This window comes from Pseudomonas sp. 58 R 12 (assembly GCF_900005865.1).
GTDB classification, from domain to species: Bacteria; Pseudomonadota; Gammaproteobacteria; order Pseudomonadales; family Pseudomonadaceae; genus Aquipseudomonas; species Aquipseudomonas tritici.
Map to the genome: position 1 here is coordinate 195702 of NZ_CVTP01000006.1, position 17753 is coordinate 213454.

The window sequence follows — 17753 nt, forward strand, 5'->3', positions numbered from 1 at the left end:
GCGGATATCCGCCTTGTGACCCTCTCCAGCGCTGGCTACCATCCGCGACTCCATGGACGAGGCCTTCGCATGCGTGAACGTACCATCGCCAGTCATTTCGCCCGCGCTGCTCTCGGCGGGGCGCGTCGGGACGGTTACGACTATTCGGGGCTGCTGGACCAGGTGGGCATCACGCCGGAGCTGCTCACCGAACCCCGCGCCCGTATCGCGCCGGAGCAATTCGCCCGGTTGCTGCAAATGCTCTGGCTGGCGCTTGACGATGAATATCTTGGGTTCGCCGACGGCCCAAGCAAACGCGGCACCTTCGCGATGATGTGCCACGCGCTGATCCACTGCCGCACCTTGGAGAAAGCCCTGGAACGCGGCTTATTATTTTATAGCCTATTCCCACAAGGCCCGCGCTGGCAGCTGACACGTGAAGGCGAAATGGCCCGCTTGAGTCTGGACGACTCGCAGTTGTGGGACCCGGATCACTTCCTCTGCGAATGCCTGCTGGTGATCTGGCATCGCCTGGGCAGCTGGCTGATCGGCCAACGGATTCGGCTGCACCAGGCCACCTTCAGTTATCCGATGCCGGCTCACGCCGGCGAATATGACCTGCTGTTTCCCTGTGCCCAGGTATTCGGTGCGCCGAACAGTAGCCTGGTGTTTCCCGCGCGCTACCTGAACCTGCCGCTGCTGCAGGATGAGCGCACACTCAAGCACTTTTTGGAGCGCTCACCCGCCGACTTGCTCTCTCGGCCAGATGAAGGCGATAGCTTGAGCAGTCAGCTACGCCGCTTGCTCAGCCGCGACCGCACGCCCTGGCCGGACTTGGAAGCCGTCGCCCAGCACCTGCACATCAGCCCGCAGACCCTGCGCAGGCATTTACGCGAAGAAGGCACCAGTTTTCAGGCTCTCAAGGATGAGCTGCGGCGGGACATCGCCATTTATCATTTGGGCCGAGCGGATTTGTCATTGCAGGAGATTGCCGAGCAGTTGGGGTTTTCCGAGCCGTCGGCGTTTCATCGGGCGTTCAAGAAGTGGACGGGGCTGACGCCAGGGGCGTATCGCGCGCAAGAAAGTTAGAGCTGTGTTGCTTGTGCGGGCCTCATCGCGGGCAAGCCCGGCTCCCACAGTGGATTGGGTTAACACATAGTGATTTGTGAACCCAATCCACCATGGGAACTGGCTTGCCTGCGATGAGGCCAGTGGAGTCAATAGAGATCACAAGGCCGGAAAATGAATCTTGAATGCCGCGCCACCCAACGGTGAATACCCCAGGGTCAACCGTGCGCCGTAGCTTTCAATAATATCCTTGACCACCGCCAACCCAATCCCCTGCCCGGGATGCTGGCGATCCAGCCGTTCACCCCGTTGCAAAATCCGCGCACGCTGGTCCGCCGGCACACCCGGCCCGTCATCCTCGATGCACAGCTCACTGCCCTCCAGGCTTTCCACCAGGCTGATGCGCACTTCGCTCAAACACAGGCGGTAAGCGTTTTCCAGCAGGTTGCCGAGCAATTCCAGTAAGGCGCCCTTTTCCATGGGCACGTCGCATTCATCCGGCAGTTCAAAGGAGACGGTGACGCGTTTGTCGCGGTAGACCTTGTCCAGTGTGTCGCACAGGCTTTGCAGCACCGGCGCCAGGCGTACCTGGTGGCGCACCAGGCCGCTTTTGCGCAGGCTGGCGCGTTGCAACTGGTAACTGATCTGCTGGCTCATGCGCTCAATCTGTGACTGCAAAACCCAGGCCTGGTCGCGATCTTCCGGGCGCTGGGCCATGTCTTCGCTCACGCCCTGCAACACCGCCAGCGGGGTTTTCAGGCTGTGGGCCAAATCGTCAAGGGAGTCGCGGTAGCGCGCACGTTGCTCACGTTCGCTGTGCAGCAAACGGTTGAGGGAGCCGGTGAGGCGCAGCAATTCGCGGGGGTGTTGTTCACTAAGGCTTTCTCGGGTGCCGCCTTCGATCTGGTCGAGTTCCTGGCTAAGCCGCCGCAAGGCTTGCAAGCCCCAGGTCAGGCCCAGCCAGAGCAAGGTCAGCAACACCAGCAACGCCGCACCAAAGCCCAGGTAGAGGTTTTCGCGCAGGCCTTCGAGGGTCAGTTGGTATTCACGCACCGGTTGCAGGGCGACGATACTAAACGCCGCGCTCTTGCCGCCCAGCAGCCTGACCTCGACGTCATACACAAAGAATTCCTGACCATTGGCCTCACGAATTCGCGCAAATTCATTACCGCGCCCGTCGTAGCGCGGTTTGTAGTTGATGTTCTCTTCCTTGGTCGCCCGCGAACGCCACACCAGGTGGCCCTCGCGGTCGTAGATATAGCCGAGCAGGCGGCTGTCGGTGAGGTTGAAACGTTCGTCCGGCAACTGCGCCGGCATCTGCAGGCGGTTATTGTCGACCCGCGCGGCGGAAATCAGGGTGGTGACGTCCGACGCCAAGCGCTGCTCGATGGAGTCCTGCAACGCCAGGCTGAACGCCCCCTGCATGGCCGGCAACAAACCCAGCATAAACAGCACGGCCAGAGTGGCGGCCGCCAGCATCAAGCGCACGCGTAACGAGCGAATCAACGGCAGCGCTCATTGAAGAGGTAGCCCAGGCCACGCACGGTGTCGATCGGCTTGAACCCGGCCGGGCCTTCCAGCTTACGGCGTAGGCGACCGACCAGCACTTCGATGACATTGGGATCACGCTCGTCGTCATCGGGGTAAAGCTGCTCCATCAAACGGTCCTTGGCGACCACTTGCTGGTGGTGGCGCATCAGGTATTCGAGAATCCGGTATTCGTAGGCGGTCAGTGCCAGGGGCTGTTCGTCGAGGGATGCTTGCTTGCGGTTAAGGTCCAGCAGCAACGGCCCGGCCACGATGGTCGACTGGGTGAAACCACTGGAGCGACGCAGCAACGCGTTCATCCGCGCTTCCAGCTCTTCAAACTGGAACGGCTTGACCAAGTAGTCGTCGGCGCCGGCAGCCAACCCTTCGACCTTGTCCTGCCAGTTGCCGCGAGCCGTGAGAATCAGGATCGGGAAGGTCTTGGCCTGGGTACGCAGTTGGCGGATCAGGTCCAGCCCACCCAGGCCGGGCAGGCCCAGGTCGATGATGGCCAGGTCATGGTTGAATTGGCCCGTCTGGTAGAGGGCCTCTTCGGCATTGGCCACAGCCTCGACCACGTGGCCGCTGTCGGTCAGGCGGGTAAACAGGTGATGGCGCAGCAGCGCCTCATCTTCCACCACCAGCAATTTCATAAGGCTCTCCAAAGCAAATCAACTGTCCGACAGAGGGATATCATAGCGGCCCTGCAGGTCTTGCGGGCGCAGTTTAATACCATTGAACTGACCGGTCAGGTGTTCATAGCCAGCGCGGTACGCCGGCTGCGGGGTGACAAGGCCAAGGGACTGGCCCCAGGGCGTAGGTTGGCTGCCAGCGTCTTCGAGGCTGACACGCTGAATCAAGGTGCTGGTTTTTCGGGTCTTTTCTTTGCCGAATGCGGCAAAGGCACCATCAGCGGCCTGGACCCCAGCGGTGGCACTGAGCATGGTTAACGCCAACATCAGCTTTTTGATCGCACTCATGGTGCTTACCTCCACGCATTTTGGCTGTTAGGCCAGACTACGCAGGCGCCCCTGAACTCCCCCTGAACAGGCTCTGAACCGCACCTGAACCGCAGCGGGCTATCCTGTTGCCCATCAACTCGGCAAAATACCGCCCATGAATTCCCTACCCGCTTGCTGCACTCCACTCGACGCCCATTGGCCGCTGCCCGATCCCTTGCCGGGCACGGTGTTTCTCAGCACCCGGTTTGACCCTGCCTTATTAGCGCCAGGCGACTTCCAGCGCAGTGCCGTGCCGCCCCCCGCGAGCATCCAGCGTTCAGTGGCCAAGCGTCAGGCCGAGTTCCTGGCCGGCCGGCTGTGCGCCCGCGCTGCACTGCAACAGCTCGATCACCTCGATTGCGTGCCAGCCATCGGTGAAGACCGTGCACCGGTGTGGCCCGCGCACATCAGTGGCTCCATCACCCACAGCACCGGGCACGCCGCTGCGATTGTCGCGCACACGGCGCAATGGCGTGGGCTTGGGATGGACCTGGAGAATGTGCTGACGCTGGAGCGGGCTGAACGGCTGGCCGGGGAAATCCTGACTGCCGATGAAATGCGGCGTATGGCCGCCCTCCCGCGAGAGCAGATCGCTTTGCTGGTGACGCTGACGTTTTCGGCCAAGGAAAGCCTGTTCAAGGCGCTCTATCCGATTGTGCAGAAACGTTTTTATTTTGAGCATGCGGAGTTGCTGGAGTGGTCCGAGTCGGGCCAGCTGCGGCTACGGTTGCTGACGGATCTTTCCAGTGAGTGGTGCCATGGCAAGGAGCTGGTGGGGCAGTTTGCGGTGAGTGATGGACAACTGTTGAGTCTGGTAGCCATCCGCGCTTGATAGATCGCTATCGCAGGCAAGCCAGCTCCCACATTTGGAGTGCATTCCAAAGCTGGAACTCGATCGAATGTGGGAGCTGGCTTGTCGGGTCGCCGCACCGCTGCGATAGCGGTATCAGGGTTTGTCCTGATCCCTGGGCCAACTCAAGCTGAAGCACGCCCCACCCAAATTGTTGCTCTTGCTGATCAACGCCCGGCCGCCGTGCCAGTAGATAATCCGACGCACAATCGATAAGCCCAGGCCATGCCCACCCGAGGCGCGGGTGCGGCTGTCGTCCAGGCGCAGGAACGGCGTGAAGATGCGCTCCCAAGCGCTTTCCGGCACGCCGGGGCCGTCGTCTTCCACGTCGATACGGCAGCGCACCTGGCCCACCTGATAACTGATCAACACGTGGCCTTGGGCGTGGCGCATGGCATTGCTCACCAGGTTCTGCAGGGCACGGTGCAAATAACGCGGCTCGGCGTCGACCCAGGCGTCATCCCAATGCGTCGAAGACAGGCAGATACCCCGTGCCACGTTGATCTGCGGGCGCAGTGGCGATAATTCGCCGATCACCTGATCAAGCAGCGCATTCAGGTCGACTCGCTGGAAATTCAGCTCCGGCGAGCCCTGTTCCAGGCGCGCATAAGTGAGCATTTCATCGACCAGGCCATCAAGGTCCTGAATGTCGCTGTCCATGCCTTCGAGGTATTTGCGCCGTGCCTCGGGGGTGGTGGCATCGCCGACCATCTCCAGGCCGAAACGCAGACGCGCCACCGGCGTGCGCAGTTCGTGGGACACCGCGCGCACCAGTTCACGCTGGATCGCCAGCAACTGCTGCAAGTGCTCGGCCATGCCGTTGAACGCTGCAGCGAGGCGCCCCACCGAGTCAGCGCCACGGGCCGGCACGCGGACTTCCAGGTTGCCCTTGGCAATGCGTGTGGCGGCGGCTTCCAGGCCGCGCAAGCGGCGTTCAAGCTGACGCACCAATAGATAGACGATCAGACCGATCAGGGTCAGGCCGATCAAGGCGATCAGGATGAGCCACTGCGCCGGATAAGGGTTCATCTGATACAGGGGACCGAGTTCCAGCACCCACGGCGTGCCGACCATGCCGGCAAACACGCGGATCGAATCGCCGCCCTTGCCCAGGGCCATCACCGTATCGCCTTCCGATACGCGACGGCGCTGGTCCTCGTCCATATCAGCCTGGTCGAGGGTCATCAGGTGCATGTCGAAGCCAAAACCCTTGGCTTCTTTTATGTCTGCCAGGCGCTGCGGCTGTTCGGCCACCGGGAAGCGCACCAGTTCGTCGGCGAGCAGGTAGATCGTCGCGCGCGCCAGTTGCTCGCTGATCTGCTGCACCTCCCCCTCCAGCACGAGTGGTTCCTGGGCACTGACCAATCGCAGCACCCGCGCGGCGTGAGGACCCGTCTGTTGCACCAGCACTTGGCCACGTTGCAGGCTGTTGCGCTGGCTCAAGTCCAAGTGCACATCGGCCAGGGGGCGCAACTCCAGCGGGATACCCAGCAAACGCTCCCACACCGCCAGGGCGCGTTGGCGCTCGATGGGACTCATGGGCTGCAGGTTGTCGCCCATCAAGGCAAAGGTGCCATGGGCCAGGCGCTCGCGGTACTGGCCGCTGCGCACCTCGTTGAGCAGGTGCAGGGCCAGTACGCCGAGCAGCGCCACCAGAATCAGCGCTGCGCACATGCCGCCGTAGATACGCAGGAAGATCGAATTCACAGCGGCATGTCGGCGGCGGCTTCGGGGACGAACAAATAGCCTTTGCTGCGGACGGTCTTGATCAGGCGTGGGTGGATCGGGTCGTCGCCGATTTTCGGGCGGATGCGCGAGATGCGCACATCAATCGAACGGTCCTGGCCGTCGTAGCCGATGCCGCGCAAGGCGATGAAGATTTCTTCGCGGGACAGGATGCGACCGGCATTCGCCACCAGCAGCCAGAGCAGGTCGAATTCAGCACTGGTCAGCTCAATACCGTCATTATTCAACCAAGCCTCGCGCAGGGCATTGTCCACCACCAAAGGGCCAAATTGCAGGCGGCGCTGATTCTCTACCGCAGGCGGTTCCGCCGGTTCGCTGCGCCGCAGCAGGGCCTGGATGCGCGCCAGCAACAGACGCGGGCGCACGGGTTTGCACACGTAGTCATCGGCGCCCATGTCCAGGCCCATCACCTGGTCCATGTCGTCGGTGCGCGCGGTGAGCATCAGGATCACGCCGTCATAGCGCTCGCGCACCTTGCGGCAAATGCTCAGGCCGTCCTCGCCGGGCAGCATCAGGTCCAGGATCACCAGGTCCGGTTGCTCGGCGATGATACGCGCGGCCGCCTGGGCGCCATCGCCTTCCACTGACACCCGCAGGCCATTGCTCTCCAGATACTCACGGGTCAGTTCGGCCAGTCGCTGGTCGTCCTCGACGATCAGTATTTGCCAGGCTTCTTGCTCCACGGGTGGTCCTCGTTGTTATTAGAAACTGCGTTGGCCATACCCTGTTTGTCATGTTTTGAGGGCATAACAATGGCCGATTGTAGCCATGCCCCAACCCCCAAACACAAGCCGGGAAATCCATTCGGTGATCGCGTTTTTTTGTGATAGGGTTCGCGCCCTCAAAAATCCAACCCGTTGTTTTTATCTTGGAATATCCGGTGACAAACGGCCGAATCCAGCAGCAATGCGGCCTACACGGGTGTTCCACGTTTCATACACATTTTACCCACAACGTTATCCACAGGTAGTGCGTTGCTAAGCCCCCCAAAACGCATTATCTTGTAGCCCGGCGCAAAAAAAACCCTACATGTAGGGTTTTGAGCGAAAAAACCAAACACAGATCAGACAAGAAACTCAAGCCCTTTCTTGCACTCGTTTGGTTGAACCCACGCATTTTTTGAACGCCCAAACCGCGTACGCGGATGGCAGCCGTTTTCAAGCGCCTACAGCGCAAAACGGTACGGGTGTTGCAGTGTCTGAACCTGGCAACTGTCACCCACCAGGAATACGGCCAAGGGCTTTTCAGCCCCGAACCGAAGACTTCGGCATGGAAGCGGCGCGAACAGCTCCCTTCCTCCTGTCCCGAAGTTGTTATGCCAGGCCCAGGCCTGCTGTAAGTGCTTCAGGACGGAACGGTGGGCACCGAGATGGTGCCCAAATAAATATAGAATGTGGAGACAACCCCCCATGCAAACCGACACAACTCGCGAGAACCCGCAGGGCTCCGTGCCGCAGGCCGCTGATTCGAACCTGGATCTGTCCGCCACTGCACCTGGCCAATTGCGCGTGATCAAGCGTAACGGCACTGTCGTTCCTTACACCGATGACAAAATCACCGTCGCGATCACCAAAGCGTTTCTTGCAGTTGAAGGCGGCACCGCTGCCGCTTCGTCGCGCATCCACGACACCGTTGCACGCCTGACCGAACAAGTCACCGCGACCTTCAAGCGTCGCATGCCCTCGGGCGGCACCATCCACATCGAAGAAATCCAGGACCAGGTCGAACTGGCCCTGATGCGTGCCGGCGAGCAAAAAGTTGCCCGTGACTACGTGATCTACCGTGATTCGCGTGCCAAGGAACGTGCCGTGCGCGCTCCGGCCGACGAAGCCGCCGTACAAGCGCACCCATCGATCCGCATCACCCTGGCCGACGGTACATTTGCACCGCTGGACCTGGGCCGCCTGAACACCATCATCACCGAGGCCTGCGAAGGCCTGGAAGAAGTCGACGGTGACCTGATCCAGCGCGAAACCCTGAAGAACCTGTACGACGGCGTGGCCCTGACCGACGTCAATACCGCCCTGGTAATGACCGCCCGTACCCTGGTTGAACGTGAGCCGAACTACTCGTTCGTGACCGCGCGCCTGCTGATGGACACCCTGCGTGCCGAAGGCCTGGGCTTCCTCGGTGTCGCCGACAGCGCTACCCACCACGAAATGGCCGACCTGTACGCCAAGGCCCTGCCGGCGTACATCGCCAAGGGTATCGAATTCGAATTGCTGAACCCGATCCTGGCCACTTTCGACCTGGAAAAACTCGGCAAGGCGATCAACCACGAGCGCGACCAGCAGTTCACGTACCTGGGCCTGCAAACCCTGTACGACCGTTACTTCATCCACAAGGACGGTATCCGTTTCGAACTGCCGCAAGTGTTCTTCATGCGCGTGGCCATGGGCCTGGCGATTGAAGAGAAGCACAAAGAAGACCGTGCCATCGAGTTCTACAACCTGCTGTCGTCCTTCGATTACATGTCGTCGACCCCAACCCTGTTCAACGCCGGCACCCTGCGTCCACAGCTGTCGAGCTGCTACCTGACCACCGTGCCGGATGACCTGTCGGGCATCTACCACGCGATCCACGACAACGCCATGTTGTCCAAATTCGCCGGTGGCCTGGGCAACGACTGGACGCCAGTACGTGCCTTGGGTTCGTACATCAAGGGCACCAACGGCAAGTCCCAGGGCGTTGTGCCGTTCCTGAAAGTGGTGAACGACACCGCCGTAGCGGTCAACCAGGGCGGCAAGCGCAAAGGCGCGGTGTGTGCCTACCTGGAAACCTGGCACATGGACATTGAAGAGTTCATCGAGCTGCGCAAGAACACCGGTGATGACCGTCGTCGTACCCACGACATGAACACCGCCAACTGGATTCCTGACCTGTTCATGAAGCGTGTCTTCGATGACGGCCAGTGGACCCTGTTCTCGCCCTCCGAAGTGCCGGACCTGCACGACCTGACCGGTAAAGCCTTCGAAGAGCGCTACGAGTACTACGAAGCCCTGTCCCAGTACCCTGGCAAGATCAAGCTGTTCAAGACCATCCAGGCCAAAGACCTGTGGCGCAAAATGCTGTCCATGCTGTTTGAAACCGGCCACCCATGGCTGACCTTCAAAGACCCGTGCAACCTGCGCAGCCCGCAGCAGCACGTGGGCGTGGTCCACAGCTCGAACCTGTGCACCGAGATCACCTTGAACACCAACAAGGACGAGATCGCCGTTTGCAACCTGGGCTCGATCAACCTGCCGAACCACATCGTCAACGGCAAGCTGGACACCGCCAAGCTGGAACGCACCGTCAACACCGCCGTACGCATGCTCGATAACGTGATCGACATCAACTACTACTCAGTGCCACAAGCGCAGAACTCCAACTTCAAGCACCGCCCGGTTGGCCTGGGCATCATGGGCTTCCAGGACGCGCTGTACCTGCAGCACATTCCTTACGGTTCGGATGCGGCGGTCGAGTTCGCCGACAAGTCCATGGAAGCGGTCAGCTACTACGCGATCCAGGCTTCCTGCGACCTGGCTGACGAGCGCGGCGCCTACGAGACGTTCCAGGGTTCGCTGTGGTCCAAAGGCATCCTGCCGCTGGATTCGCAACAGATCCTGATCGAACAACGTGGCCAGAAGTACATCGACGTTGACCTGGAAGAATCCCTGGACTGGGCGCCGGTACGTGCCCGTGTGCAGAAAGGCATTCGTAACTCCAACATCATGGCCATCGCACCGACCGCCACCATCGCCAACATCACTGGCGTATCGCAGTCGATCGAACCGACCTACCAGAACCTGTATGTGAAATCGAACCTGTCGGGCGAATTCACCGTGATCAACCCGTACCTGGTTCGCGACCTGAAAGCCCGCGGCCTGTGGGACTCGGTCATGATCAACGACCTGAAGTACTACGACGGTTCCGTGCAGCAGATCGAGCGCATCCCGCAAGAACTCAAAGAGCTCTACGCGACCGCCTTCGAAGTGGACACCAAGTGGATCGTTGACGCCGCCAGCCGTCGCCAGAAATGGATCGACCAGGCACAGTCCCTGAACCTGTACATCGCCGGCGCTTCGGGCAAGAAGCTCGACGTGACCTACCGTATGGCGTGGTACCGTGGCCTGAAAACCACTTACTACCTCCGTGCCCTGGCCGCGACCAGCACCGAGAAGTCGACCATCAACACCGGCAAGCTGAACGCAGTTTCCAGCGGCGGCAACCACGGTGATGACTCGGTACTCGCCGCGCCAGCCGGCCCGGCCCCGGTGCCAAAGGCTTGTGCGATTGACGAGCCGGATTGCGAAGCTTGCCAATAAGCTGAGGCGGTTACGGATCGTGATGATCCGGAACTGAAAAACGCCGACAAACCTGAGCATGATTAGGTTTGCCGGCGTTTTTTTTGGTCGTTAGAAAAGCACTGTATAAATGCCCGGTCCTGGAGCTCCACCTCGCCTGCCCCATAGCTCCTTATGATTGCCAATCACCGCCATGGAATGCGCATCCGTTTCATAAGTCCCCACCATCCCCCGCTCGAAATCACTTTGAAAGCCCGGCCTGTAGTGATTTTTCAGCCCAAGCCTGTGCAAGCCTTCACGGGAATGCTCACCATCATTCAGGCTTATCAGCGCATCTGTGTAGCTTCTCGTGGCATCTCTGTCGTTTTCTCCCGGTGAGCCACTGTTCCCTTCCATCTGGGCACGCTTGGCGCTCGCGGCGTATAGAAAGTTGGCGTTGGTCATTAACGTAGGGTCATCACCCTGGAAGCGCGCTTCTCGCGCAGCCATGCTCAGCTCATCTTTGGTCAGTTTGAGTTTGAATCCATCACGCATCTCCACCTCATAGGTATTTCCCTTTAACTCAACATTTTTGAAAATGTCTTTAGGGTCCTGACCAAAGTGCTGCATCGCTGCTTTTATTGAAGACACCGTCGTGCAATTGCCTTCGAAGCCCTGAGAGAAACCACTCCAAATGTTATCCGGCTTTTTCCCACGCACACTTTTATCGGGCTGGTAATCATGGTAATTCGCCCCCTCTGTGAGGGGCTTGTTGCTCATGGCGTCGGAAGGACCAAAATTCTCCCTGTTCACCCGGCCGCCACCGCCACCGCCCCCACCGCCCCCACCAATGTTTATGGGCTCAGGTGGAGAGGGAGATCCGTCATCAGTAAACAGCTCCGGAAAAAGCGCCTTCAAGAACGCGAGCCAACTGTCAGACGCGTCTTTCTTTAACGCCTCAATAACCTCCTTGAATCTCTCCTCGCCGAGCTTCTTGCGTACCTCATTGAGCTTGTCACGCAAATCCTGGACGGTTTGGCTCTTGGACGTTTTCTGAGCCTCCTCCAACGCCTTCAGGATCTTAGAAACGACCGCCTTGTCGGCATCCAGACTCTCGGCACCCTCAGTGTTGTCCTTGGTGTTTTCAGTGCCGTATGTGTAGCTTCCGCCGCCAAAAGAAATCCGAGCCGCTTGGCCTGCTACCTGTTGAGCCCATTGCATAGACTTCTCCACCCGTAAGCCACTGTCGGTTTACTTGGTAGGGAAAACTGTGCCGGCCGTTCCGGTAAAAACGAGTGGTCTCTAGGGACACGGACTGTATGAAAAATCACGCCAAACAAAATGAATGCAAAAAAAAACCCTCGTAGAGGGTTTTTTTTCGTCAGGGTCTGACCAGCAGCATCACGTCATCTGAATGATGGTCTGCATGATGGTGCTCTGGGTGGAGATGGTCTTGGCGTTCGCCTGGTAGTTGCTCTGGGCCTTGATCAGGTCCACCAGCTCGTTGGTCAGGTTGACGTTGGAGTTCTCCAGGGAGTTGGCCACGATCGAACCCAAGGTACCGGCTTGCGGGGTGTCGTAACCCGGCTGGCCCGAGGCGAAAGTCTCTCTCCACGTGGTGCCGCCCGATGGCTGCAGGCCTTGTTCGTTGTTGAAGCTGGCCAGGGAGATCTGGCCGATGGCCTTGCTCTGCTGGTTGCTGAACGTGGCGAACAATACGCCGCTACCGTCGATTTTCAGGCCGGTGATCTGGCCGGTCGCGTAACCATCGGTGGTCGGCGGGTTGCGGTAGCTGGCCGAGTTGTACTGGGTGACGTTACCCAGGTTGACGGCAATATCCGGCGCTGTAGCGTCGTTTGGCGCCCAATTACCGTTGGTCACCGTACCCGGCACCCAACCCGTGAGCGTCAGGGTCGTGCCGACCACACCGGTACCGGTGACACCCGTAAGCTTACCGGCACCGTCAAAGGTGTAGGTCGCTGGCACGGGGGCGGTGGCGCCGGTGGTTGTAGGCTTAGTGCCATCCAGGTTACGGCCGTCGATCAACGTGTAGGCCTTCCACTCGTTGGCGTCCGATTTCACCATGTACTGCACCATTTCGTGGGAGTTACCCTGGGCGTCGTACAACGTGGTGCTGTTCTGGGTGGTGAAGGTGCTCGTGTCAGTAGGATCGAACGGCTTAGTGGTCTGGTTGATCACCGGCGACGACGAGTTCAGGTTACTGGTGGAGTCCACCTTGGTTGAAGCCTTGGGCGGCAGGTACGACAGGTTCAGTTGCAGGTCGGTCAAGCCGCCCTTGACGATGTTGCCGTCCGCGTCCGCGGCGTAGCCTTGCAAGCGCGAAGTGCCCGTATTGTTGGTGACATAGCCGTCTTTGTCGGCACGGAAAGCACCGCTGCGGGTGTATTCCAGCGAACCGTCGCTGCCCTTCTGAACGAAGAAGCCACCGCCCTGGATCGCCATGTCCAGCACGCCGCCGCTGTTGTTGACGTCACCCTGGGTGAACTGCTGGGACACTGCCGCCAGGTTCACACCGTTGCCGATGCTGTTCTGGCCGGTGCCCAGTTTGGAGGCGGCGTAGATGTCCGCAAACTCCGCACGGGACGACTTGAAGCCAGTGGTCGCGACGTTGGCGATGTTGTTGCCGGTCACGTCCAGTTGTTTGTTGGCCGCATAGAGGCCGCTAAGGCCGATATTAAAAGACATGTTTCTCTCCCTCTGCCGTATTTAGCCGGCTCTATGTACCGATAGTCTGGATTTGCGACAGCTTGACGCTGCCCATGCCGCCTGCAAGGTTCAGCAGCATTTCGCCGCCGGTCTTGCTCAACGTCACGCTGGTTACCGTTGCCGGCAGCGAAGTTGCCAAGGCAACCGCGTCGCCCTTGTCATTCTTGGTGGTGGCCGCGAAGGTGTAAGTGCCCGCTGGGGCGACCTCACCGTTGTCGTTCTTGCCATCCCAGATAAAGTCGGAGTTGCCTGCACTCTGGGCGCCCATATCAATGGTGCGCACCACGTTGCCGTCTTTGTCGGTGATCTTGATGGCGACGTTGCCTGTCGCCGCAGTCACGGCTACCGAACCGGTCATGCTCTTGCTGGTGTCCACCAGAGCCTTGTCGGTCTGGGTGATGATCGAACGCCCTACCAGCGACGACGCCTGCAACGCTTGCGACGAGCTGAAGTTGCTCGAGATGTTGTTCACCGAGTCGTTCAGGGTGTTGATGCCTTCCAGGCTGCTGAACTGCGCCAACTGGGCCACGAACGCACCGTTGTCTTGCGGCGACAGCGGGTTCTGGTTTTTCAGTTGGGTCACGAGCAGTTGCAGGAACGCGTCCTTGCCCAGCGACTGGCTGCCCGTCGCTGCCTTGGAGGCACTATTGACGCTGCTGGTGTCGGTCGCGGTCTTGACCTTGGAGTTGAAAAGGTCCTGGACTGCCGTGTTGTTACTCGTATCAACGATGGCCATTATTTGGCGCCCCTTATCACTGACCCAGGGTCAGGACCTTCTGCATCATGGTTTTGGCGGTGTTCATCATTTCCGCATTGGTCTGGAACGAACGGCTGGCGGAAATCATGTCGGCCATTTCCTCAACCACGTTGACGTTGGGGTAGTAGACATAACCCTTTTCGTTCGCGGCGGGATGGTTGGGTTCGTAGCGGGCTTCAAGGTTGCTCTGGTCTTCGACCACACCAAGCACCTGCACGCCAGAACCGGCATTACCCTGGTCCTGGAACAGCGAATCGCTGCCGCCAGCCTGGCCACCCTGGAACATGGTGGCGAACACCGGGTGACGGGCACGGTAGGTCTGGTCAATGCTCGAAGACACGGTCTCGGCGTTGGCGATGTTACTGGCGACGGTGTTCAAACGCGTGGTCTGCGCGCTCATGCCACTGCCGGCAATATTGAAAACACTGGACAGGGACATGGCTTACTCTCCGCGCAGGGCTGACATCAGCCCTTTGAATTTGCTGTTAAGCAGGGTGAAGCTGGCTTGAAAGTTCACCGAGTTCTCGGCATAGGCCGATTGCTCAAGCTGGGCGTCGACGGTGTTCTGGTCGATCGACGGCTGCATCGGTGTGCGATACAGCAACGACTCGTCACCATTGCTCAGGCCTTGCGCTTCAATATGACGGCTGTTGGTCATGTTCAAGGCGAAGGTGCCGTTTTTGGTCTTGTCCTGCTGTGCGGCGAGCACGGCGGAGAAGTCCAGATCCCGAGCCTTGTAGTTCGGGGTGTCGGCGTTGGCAATGTTGTTGGCCAGGACTTCAGCACGCTGGGCGCGGAAGCCCAGGGCTTGTTCGTGGATACCGAGCGCTTTATCGAAGCTGATGCTCATGGCGGAAACCTTTAGGCTGACCTGCTTTTCGTTAACAGGGTTATAGCAAGGTGCATGCCAATCTTGCGGAGGCCCGTATATCAAGGGTTTGCGGGGCGGTTGCCGGCGGCAATGCCAGAAAAGCGGCAAGAGGTTTCCGCGTGGCGCCAGTAAAGCGGCAATGGAGAGTTGCCGCTATTGGGGAAATTGCCGCAAAAAAAGTGGGAGCGGGTTTGCTCGCGAATGCGGTGGGTCAGTCAACTTATCTATGACTGATCCACCGCATTCGCGAGCAAACCCGCTCCCACATTTAGATTTGCGTACTATTTAGCCTGGTAAATGATCCCAGGGCTGCACTGCACCATCTGGTAATGATCCGGCAAACCGTTCAGCGCTTCGGATGCACCGAGGAACAAATAGCCGCCCCGCTTGAGCGTGCCGTGGATGCGCAGCAGGATGTCCTTCTTCACTTCAGCGGAGAAGTAGATCAACACGTTGCGGCAGAACACCATGTCGAACTTGCCCAGGCTGGCGTAGCTGTCGAGCAGGTTGAACGAGCGAAACTCCACACGGTTCTTGATCGGCGCTTTGATCGCCCAACGTCCCGCCCCTTTCGGGTCGAAGAAACGTTGCAGGCGCTCCGGGGACAGGCCACGGCCCAGCGCCAGGCTGTCGTACTCGCCGGTCTTGCAGTTGGTGAGCATGGTGCCGGACAGGTCGGTGGCCACGATTTGAGCACCGGCCTTCAATTGGCCCATATTGGTCCGCTCGAACTCATCGATGGACATCGAGATCGAGTACGGCTCCTGCCCCGAGGAGCACGCCGCCGACCAGATGCGCAGGCGCTGGCCCGGGCTGGCCTTGATGGCCTCCGGCAGCACTTTGCTCTTGAGCACTTCAAAGGGGTAGGTGTCGCGAAACCACAGGGTTTCGTTGGTGGTCATGGCATCGACCACCATTTCCTTGAGCCCGCTGCGCGGCTGGCCCTGGATGCGCTGGACCAGCTCACCCAACGACTTGATGCCCTGCTGCTCCATCAGTTTGTTGAGACGGCTGGATACCAGATACTGCTTGTTTTCACCGAGCAATATGCCACAGGCCTTTTCCAGGAAGACCCGGAACTGTTCAAAATCCAAATTACCCGTAGACACTGATACCGCCTCTTAAATCGTGTGACCGCCAGGGAAAAAGCCCCTAGCCGTGATCTGCTGCTTTGATCCGCTCGACGACCCGGGATGCCAGGTCATCGGGGCGGAATTTGGCCAGGAAGTCATCGGCACCGACCTTCTTGACCATCGCCTGGTTGAATACACCCGACAACGAAGTATGCAGGATGATATGTAATTTTTGCATGCGTGGATCGTTGCGTATCTCCGCCGTGAGGGTGTAGCCGTCCATTTCCGGCATCTCGATGTCGGAGATCATCATCAAGAATTCTTCTTCCGGCTTCTTGCCCTCGTCCACCAGCTTGCGCAGGTAATCCAACGCCTGGCGACCATCGTTGAGGGCCACCACTTCCACGCCGACGGTTTGCAGGCAACGGGTCACCTGTTTACGGGCCACAGAAGAGTCGTCCACCGTCAACACGCGCAGGGAGACTGCCTTGTGCGCAGTTTCAGCGTCCACCACACCCACGGAAATCGACTCCGAGGTGGGTGCCACTTCGGCGAGGATTTTTTCCACGTCGATGATTTCGACCAACTGGTTATCCACCCGCGTCACTGCCGTGAGGTAGTGATCGCGACCCGTGCCCTTGGGCGGCGGATGGATCTCTTCCCAGTTCATGTTGACGATACGTTCCACCGAGCGCACCAGGAAACCCTGGGTCTTGGTGTTGTACTCGGTGATGATCACAAATGGATTCTGGCGGTCCTGCAAACCTGCAGAACCGGTGGCCAGGGCCAGATCAAGAATCGGGATCGTCGCACCCCGGATATTGGCAACGCCACATACCACCGGGCTGGACTTGGGCATGATCGTCAGCTTGGGGCATTGCAGCACTTCCCGCACCTTGAACACGTTGATGCCATACAGCTGTTTGCCATCCAGGCGAAAAAGCAACAACTCCAGGCGATTCTGCCCTACCAGCTGTGTGCGCTGGTTTACTGAATCCATTACTCCTGCCATGCCCAGACTCCTACGCTAAAACCTTTGAGGGTGCGACGCGCACCCAACGCTAAACGGCACGAGCTTTGCTATTTATTGATTATGGATATTAAAACGACGGTTTCCCGACGCGCCAACCCTACACGGTTTTGCAGATTGTTCTGCACACCGCTGGCGATACTCGCCTTGGGTCTGAGCGCCACAGCCCGCGCAGATAACGTCACCCTGCCTGATCTACTTATCGGCGTCACTCAAGGCTTTCTTGAGTTCACTGTAGAAGATTATCTGGCGACCACACAGACGCCAGGGCGTTATGAAATCCAGGTCAACCAGTTGGACCCGCGTTTGCGCATGCCAATGTGCGACAAGGAATTGACAGCCACCCTGGAAAGCCCGGCACAGCCCATTGGCCGCGTGACGGTCAAGGTTCGCTGCGACGGCGCCTCGCCCTGGACCGTGTTCGTGCCGGCCCAGGTCAAGTTGTTTCGCGATGTGGTGGTGGTGGCCCGCCCACTCAAACGCACCGGCATCATCGGTTTCGAAGACGTTGTGTTGCGCGAGCGCGACATCAGCATGATCAGTCAGGGCTACCTGACATCCCTCGATCAGGCCGTCGGGCAGAAATTGACCCGACCAGTGGTCACTGACCAGGTGATCACACTGGTGCATCTTGAGCAGGCAGAGGTGATTCGCAAGGGCGATCAGGTGGTCATTTCCGCCAGCAGTGGTGCACTGCAGGTAAAAATGCCGGGGGAAGCCTTGTCCAACGGCGGTATGAGCGAACAGATACGCGTCAAGAACCTCAATTCCAACCGGGTCATCAAGGCCAGGGTAACGGCGCCGGGGCAAGTCGAGGTCGCTTTATAGATTGCTGGTAGTGGACGCTGGGTTTTTCTAC

16 protein-coding genes are annotated in these 17753 nt (G+C 59.3%); 4 read left to right on the forward strand and 12 right to left on the reverse strand.

Annotated elements, in window-relative coordinates:
- Positions 1–69 precede the first annotated feature (69 nt).
- Positions 70–1068, forward strand: coding sequence for an AraC family transcriptional regulator (locus BFP95_RS03170; protein WP_065909253.1), 999 nt, complete (start codon positions 70–72; stop codon positions 1066–1068).
- Between the two features lie 138 nt (positions 1069–1206).
- Here BFP95_RS03170 and BFP95_RS03175 read toward each other — a convergent pair whose 3' ends face one another.
- From BFP95_RS03175 to BFP95_RS03185, 3 genes are read right to left on the reverse strand one after another with little or no spacing between them, the layout of a single operon-like run.
- The gene (locus BFP95_RS03175; protein ID WP_065909255.1) at positions 1207–2553 is read right to left on the reverse strand and encodes an ATP-binding protein; all 1347 of its coding nucleotides are present in this window, start codon (positions 2551–2553) and stop codon (positions 1207–1209) included.
- Positions 2550–3227: a response regulator gene (locus BFP95_RS03180; RefSeq protein ID WP_049711914.1), complete on the reverse strand. Its 678-nt coding sequence runs from the start codon at positions 3225–3227 to the stop codon at positions 2550–2552. The genes BFP95_RS03175 and BFP95_RS03180 overlap by 4 nt, the downstream gene beginning before the upstream one ends.
- 18 nt (positions 3228–3245) lie before the next feature.
- Positions 3246–3554: a hypothetical protein gene (locus tag BFP95_RS03185; protein WP_065873979.1), complete on the reverse strand. Its 309-nt coding sequence runs from the start codon at positions 3552–3554 to the stop codon at positions 3246–3248.
- A 136-nt stretch (positions 3555–3690) separates the two neighbouring features.
- On the opposite strand from BFP95_RS03185, the gene BFP95_RS03190 reads away from it, so the two are divergent.
- Positions 3691–4407, forward strand: coding sequence for a 4'-phosphopantetheinyl transferase family protein (locus tag BFP95_RS03190; RefSeq protein ID WP_065873980.1), 717 nt, complete (start codon positions 3691–3693; stop codon positions 4405–4407).
- 114 nt (positions 4408–4521) lie between these two features.
- On the opposite strand, the gene BFP95_RS03195 is transcribed toward BFP95_RS03190, so the two are convergent.
- Together BFP95_RS03195 and BFP95_RS03200 are read right to left on the reverse strand one after the other, a co-directional pair.
- Positions 4522–6132, reverse strand: a complete 1611-nt coding sequence (locus tag BFP95_RS03195; protein ID WP_065881337.1) for an ATP-binding protein — start codon at positions 6130–6132, stop codon at positions 4522–4524.
- Positions 6129–6854, reverse strand: a complete 726-nt coding sequence (locus BFP95_RS03200) for a response regulator (protein WP_065873982.1) — start codon at positions 6852–6854, stop codon at positions 6129–6131. The genes BFP95_RS03195 and BFP95_RS03200 overlap by 4 nt, the downstream gene beginning before the upstream one ends.
- Positions 6855–7580: 726 nt before the next feature.
- On the opposite strand from BFP95_RS03200, the gene BFP95_RS03205 reads away from it, so the two are divergent.
- Positions 7581–10478, forward strand: coding sequence for a ribonucleoside-diphosphate reductase subunit alpha (locus tag BFP95_RS03205; RefSeq protein WP_065873983.1), 2898 nt, complete (start codon positions 7581–7583; stop codon positions 10476–10478).
- Between the two features lie 90 nt (positions 10479–10568).
- Here the strand turns inward: BFP95_RS03205 and BFP95_RS03210 are convergent, their stop codons facing one another.
- From BFP95_RS03210 to BFP95_RS03240, 7 genes are all read right to left on the reverse strand, one after another.
- Entirely contained in the window at positions 10569–11657 is a 1089-nt protein-coding gene (locus tag BFP95_RS03210; protein WP_065909257.1) for a hypothetical protein, read from the reverse strand.
- Positions 11658–11837: 180 nt separating this feature from the next.
- On the reverse strand, positions 11838–13142 hold the full coding sequence (gene flgE, locus BFP95_RS03215) for a flagellar hook protein FlgE (protein ID WP_065873985.1): 1305 nt from the start codon (positions 13140–13142) through the stop codon (positions 11838–11840).
- 31 nt (positions 13143–13173) lie between these two features.
- On the reverse strand, positions 13174–13899 hold the full coding sequence (gene flgD / locus BFP95_RS03220) for a flagellar hook assembly protein FlgD (RefSeq protein ID WP_065873986.1): 726 nt from the start codon (positions 13897–13899) through the stop codon (positions 13174–13176).
- A gap of 16 nt (positions 13900–13915) precedes the next feature.
- Positions 13916–14359, reverse strand: a complete 444-nt coding sequence (flgC, locus tag BFP95_RS03225; protein WP_065873987.1) for a flagellar basal body rod protein FlgC — start codon at positions 14357–14359, stop codon at positions 13916–13918.
- Between the two features lie 3 nt (positions 14360–14362).
- Positions 14363–14770, reverse strand: a complete 408-nt coding sequence (gene flgB, locus BFP95_RS03230) for a flagellar basal body rod protein FlgB (protein WP_010208346.1) — start codon at positions 14768–14770, stop codon at positions 14363–14365.
- A 302-nt stretch (positions 14771–15072) separates the two neighbouring features.
- Positions 15073–15900: a protein-glutamate O-methyltransferase CheR gene (gene cheR, locus BFP95_RS03235; protein WP_065873988.1), complete on the reverse strand. Its 828-nt coding sequence runs from the start codon at positions 15898–15900 to the stop codon at positions 15073–15075.
- Between the two features lie 43 nt (positions 15901–15943).
- Complete coding sequence (locus BFP95_RS03240) at positions 15944–16876, reverse strand: chemotaxis protein CheV (RefSeq protein WP_065873989.1); 933 nt, start codon at positions 16874–16876, stop codon at positions 15944–15946.
- Positions 16877–16957: 81 nt separating this feature from the next.
- On the opposite strand from BFP95_RS03240, the gene flgA reads away from it, so the two are divergent.
- Positions 16958–17722 (forward strand): flagellar basal body P-ring formation chaperone FlgA, encoded by a 765-nt coding sequence (gene flgA, locus BFP95_RS03245; RefSeq protein ID WP_065873990.1) that lies wholly within the window; start codon positions 16958–16960, stop codon positions 17720–17722.
- The last annotated feature ends 31 nt before the right edge of the window (positions 17723–17753 follow it).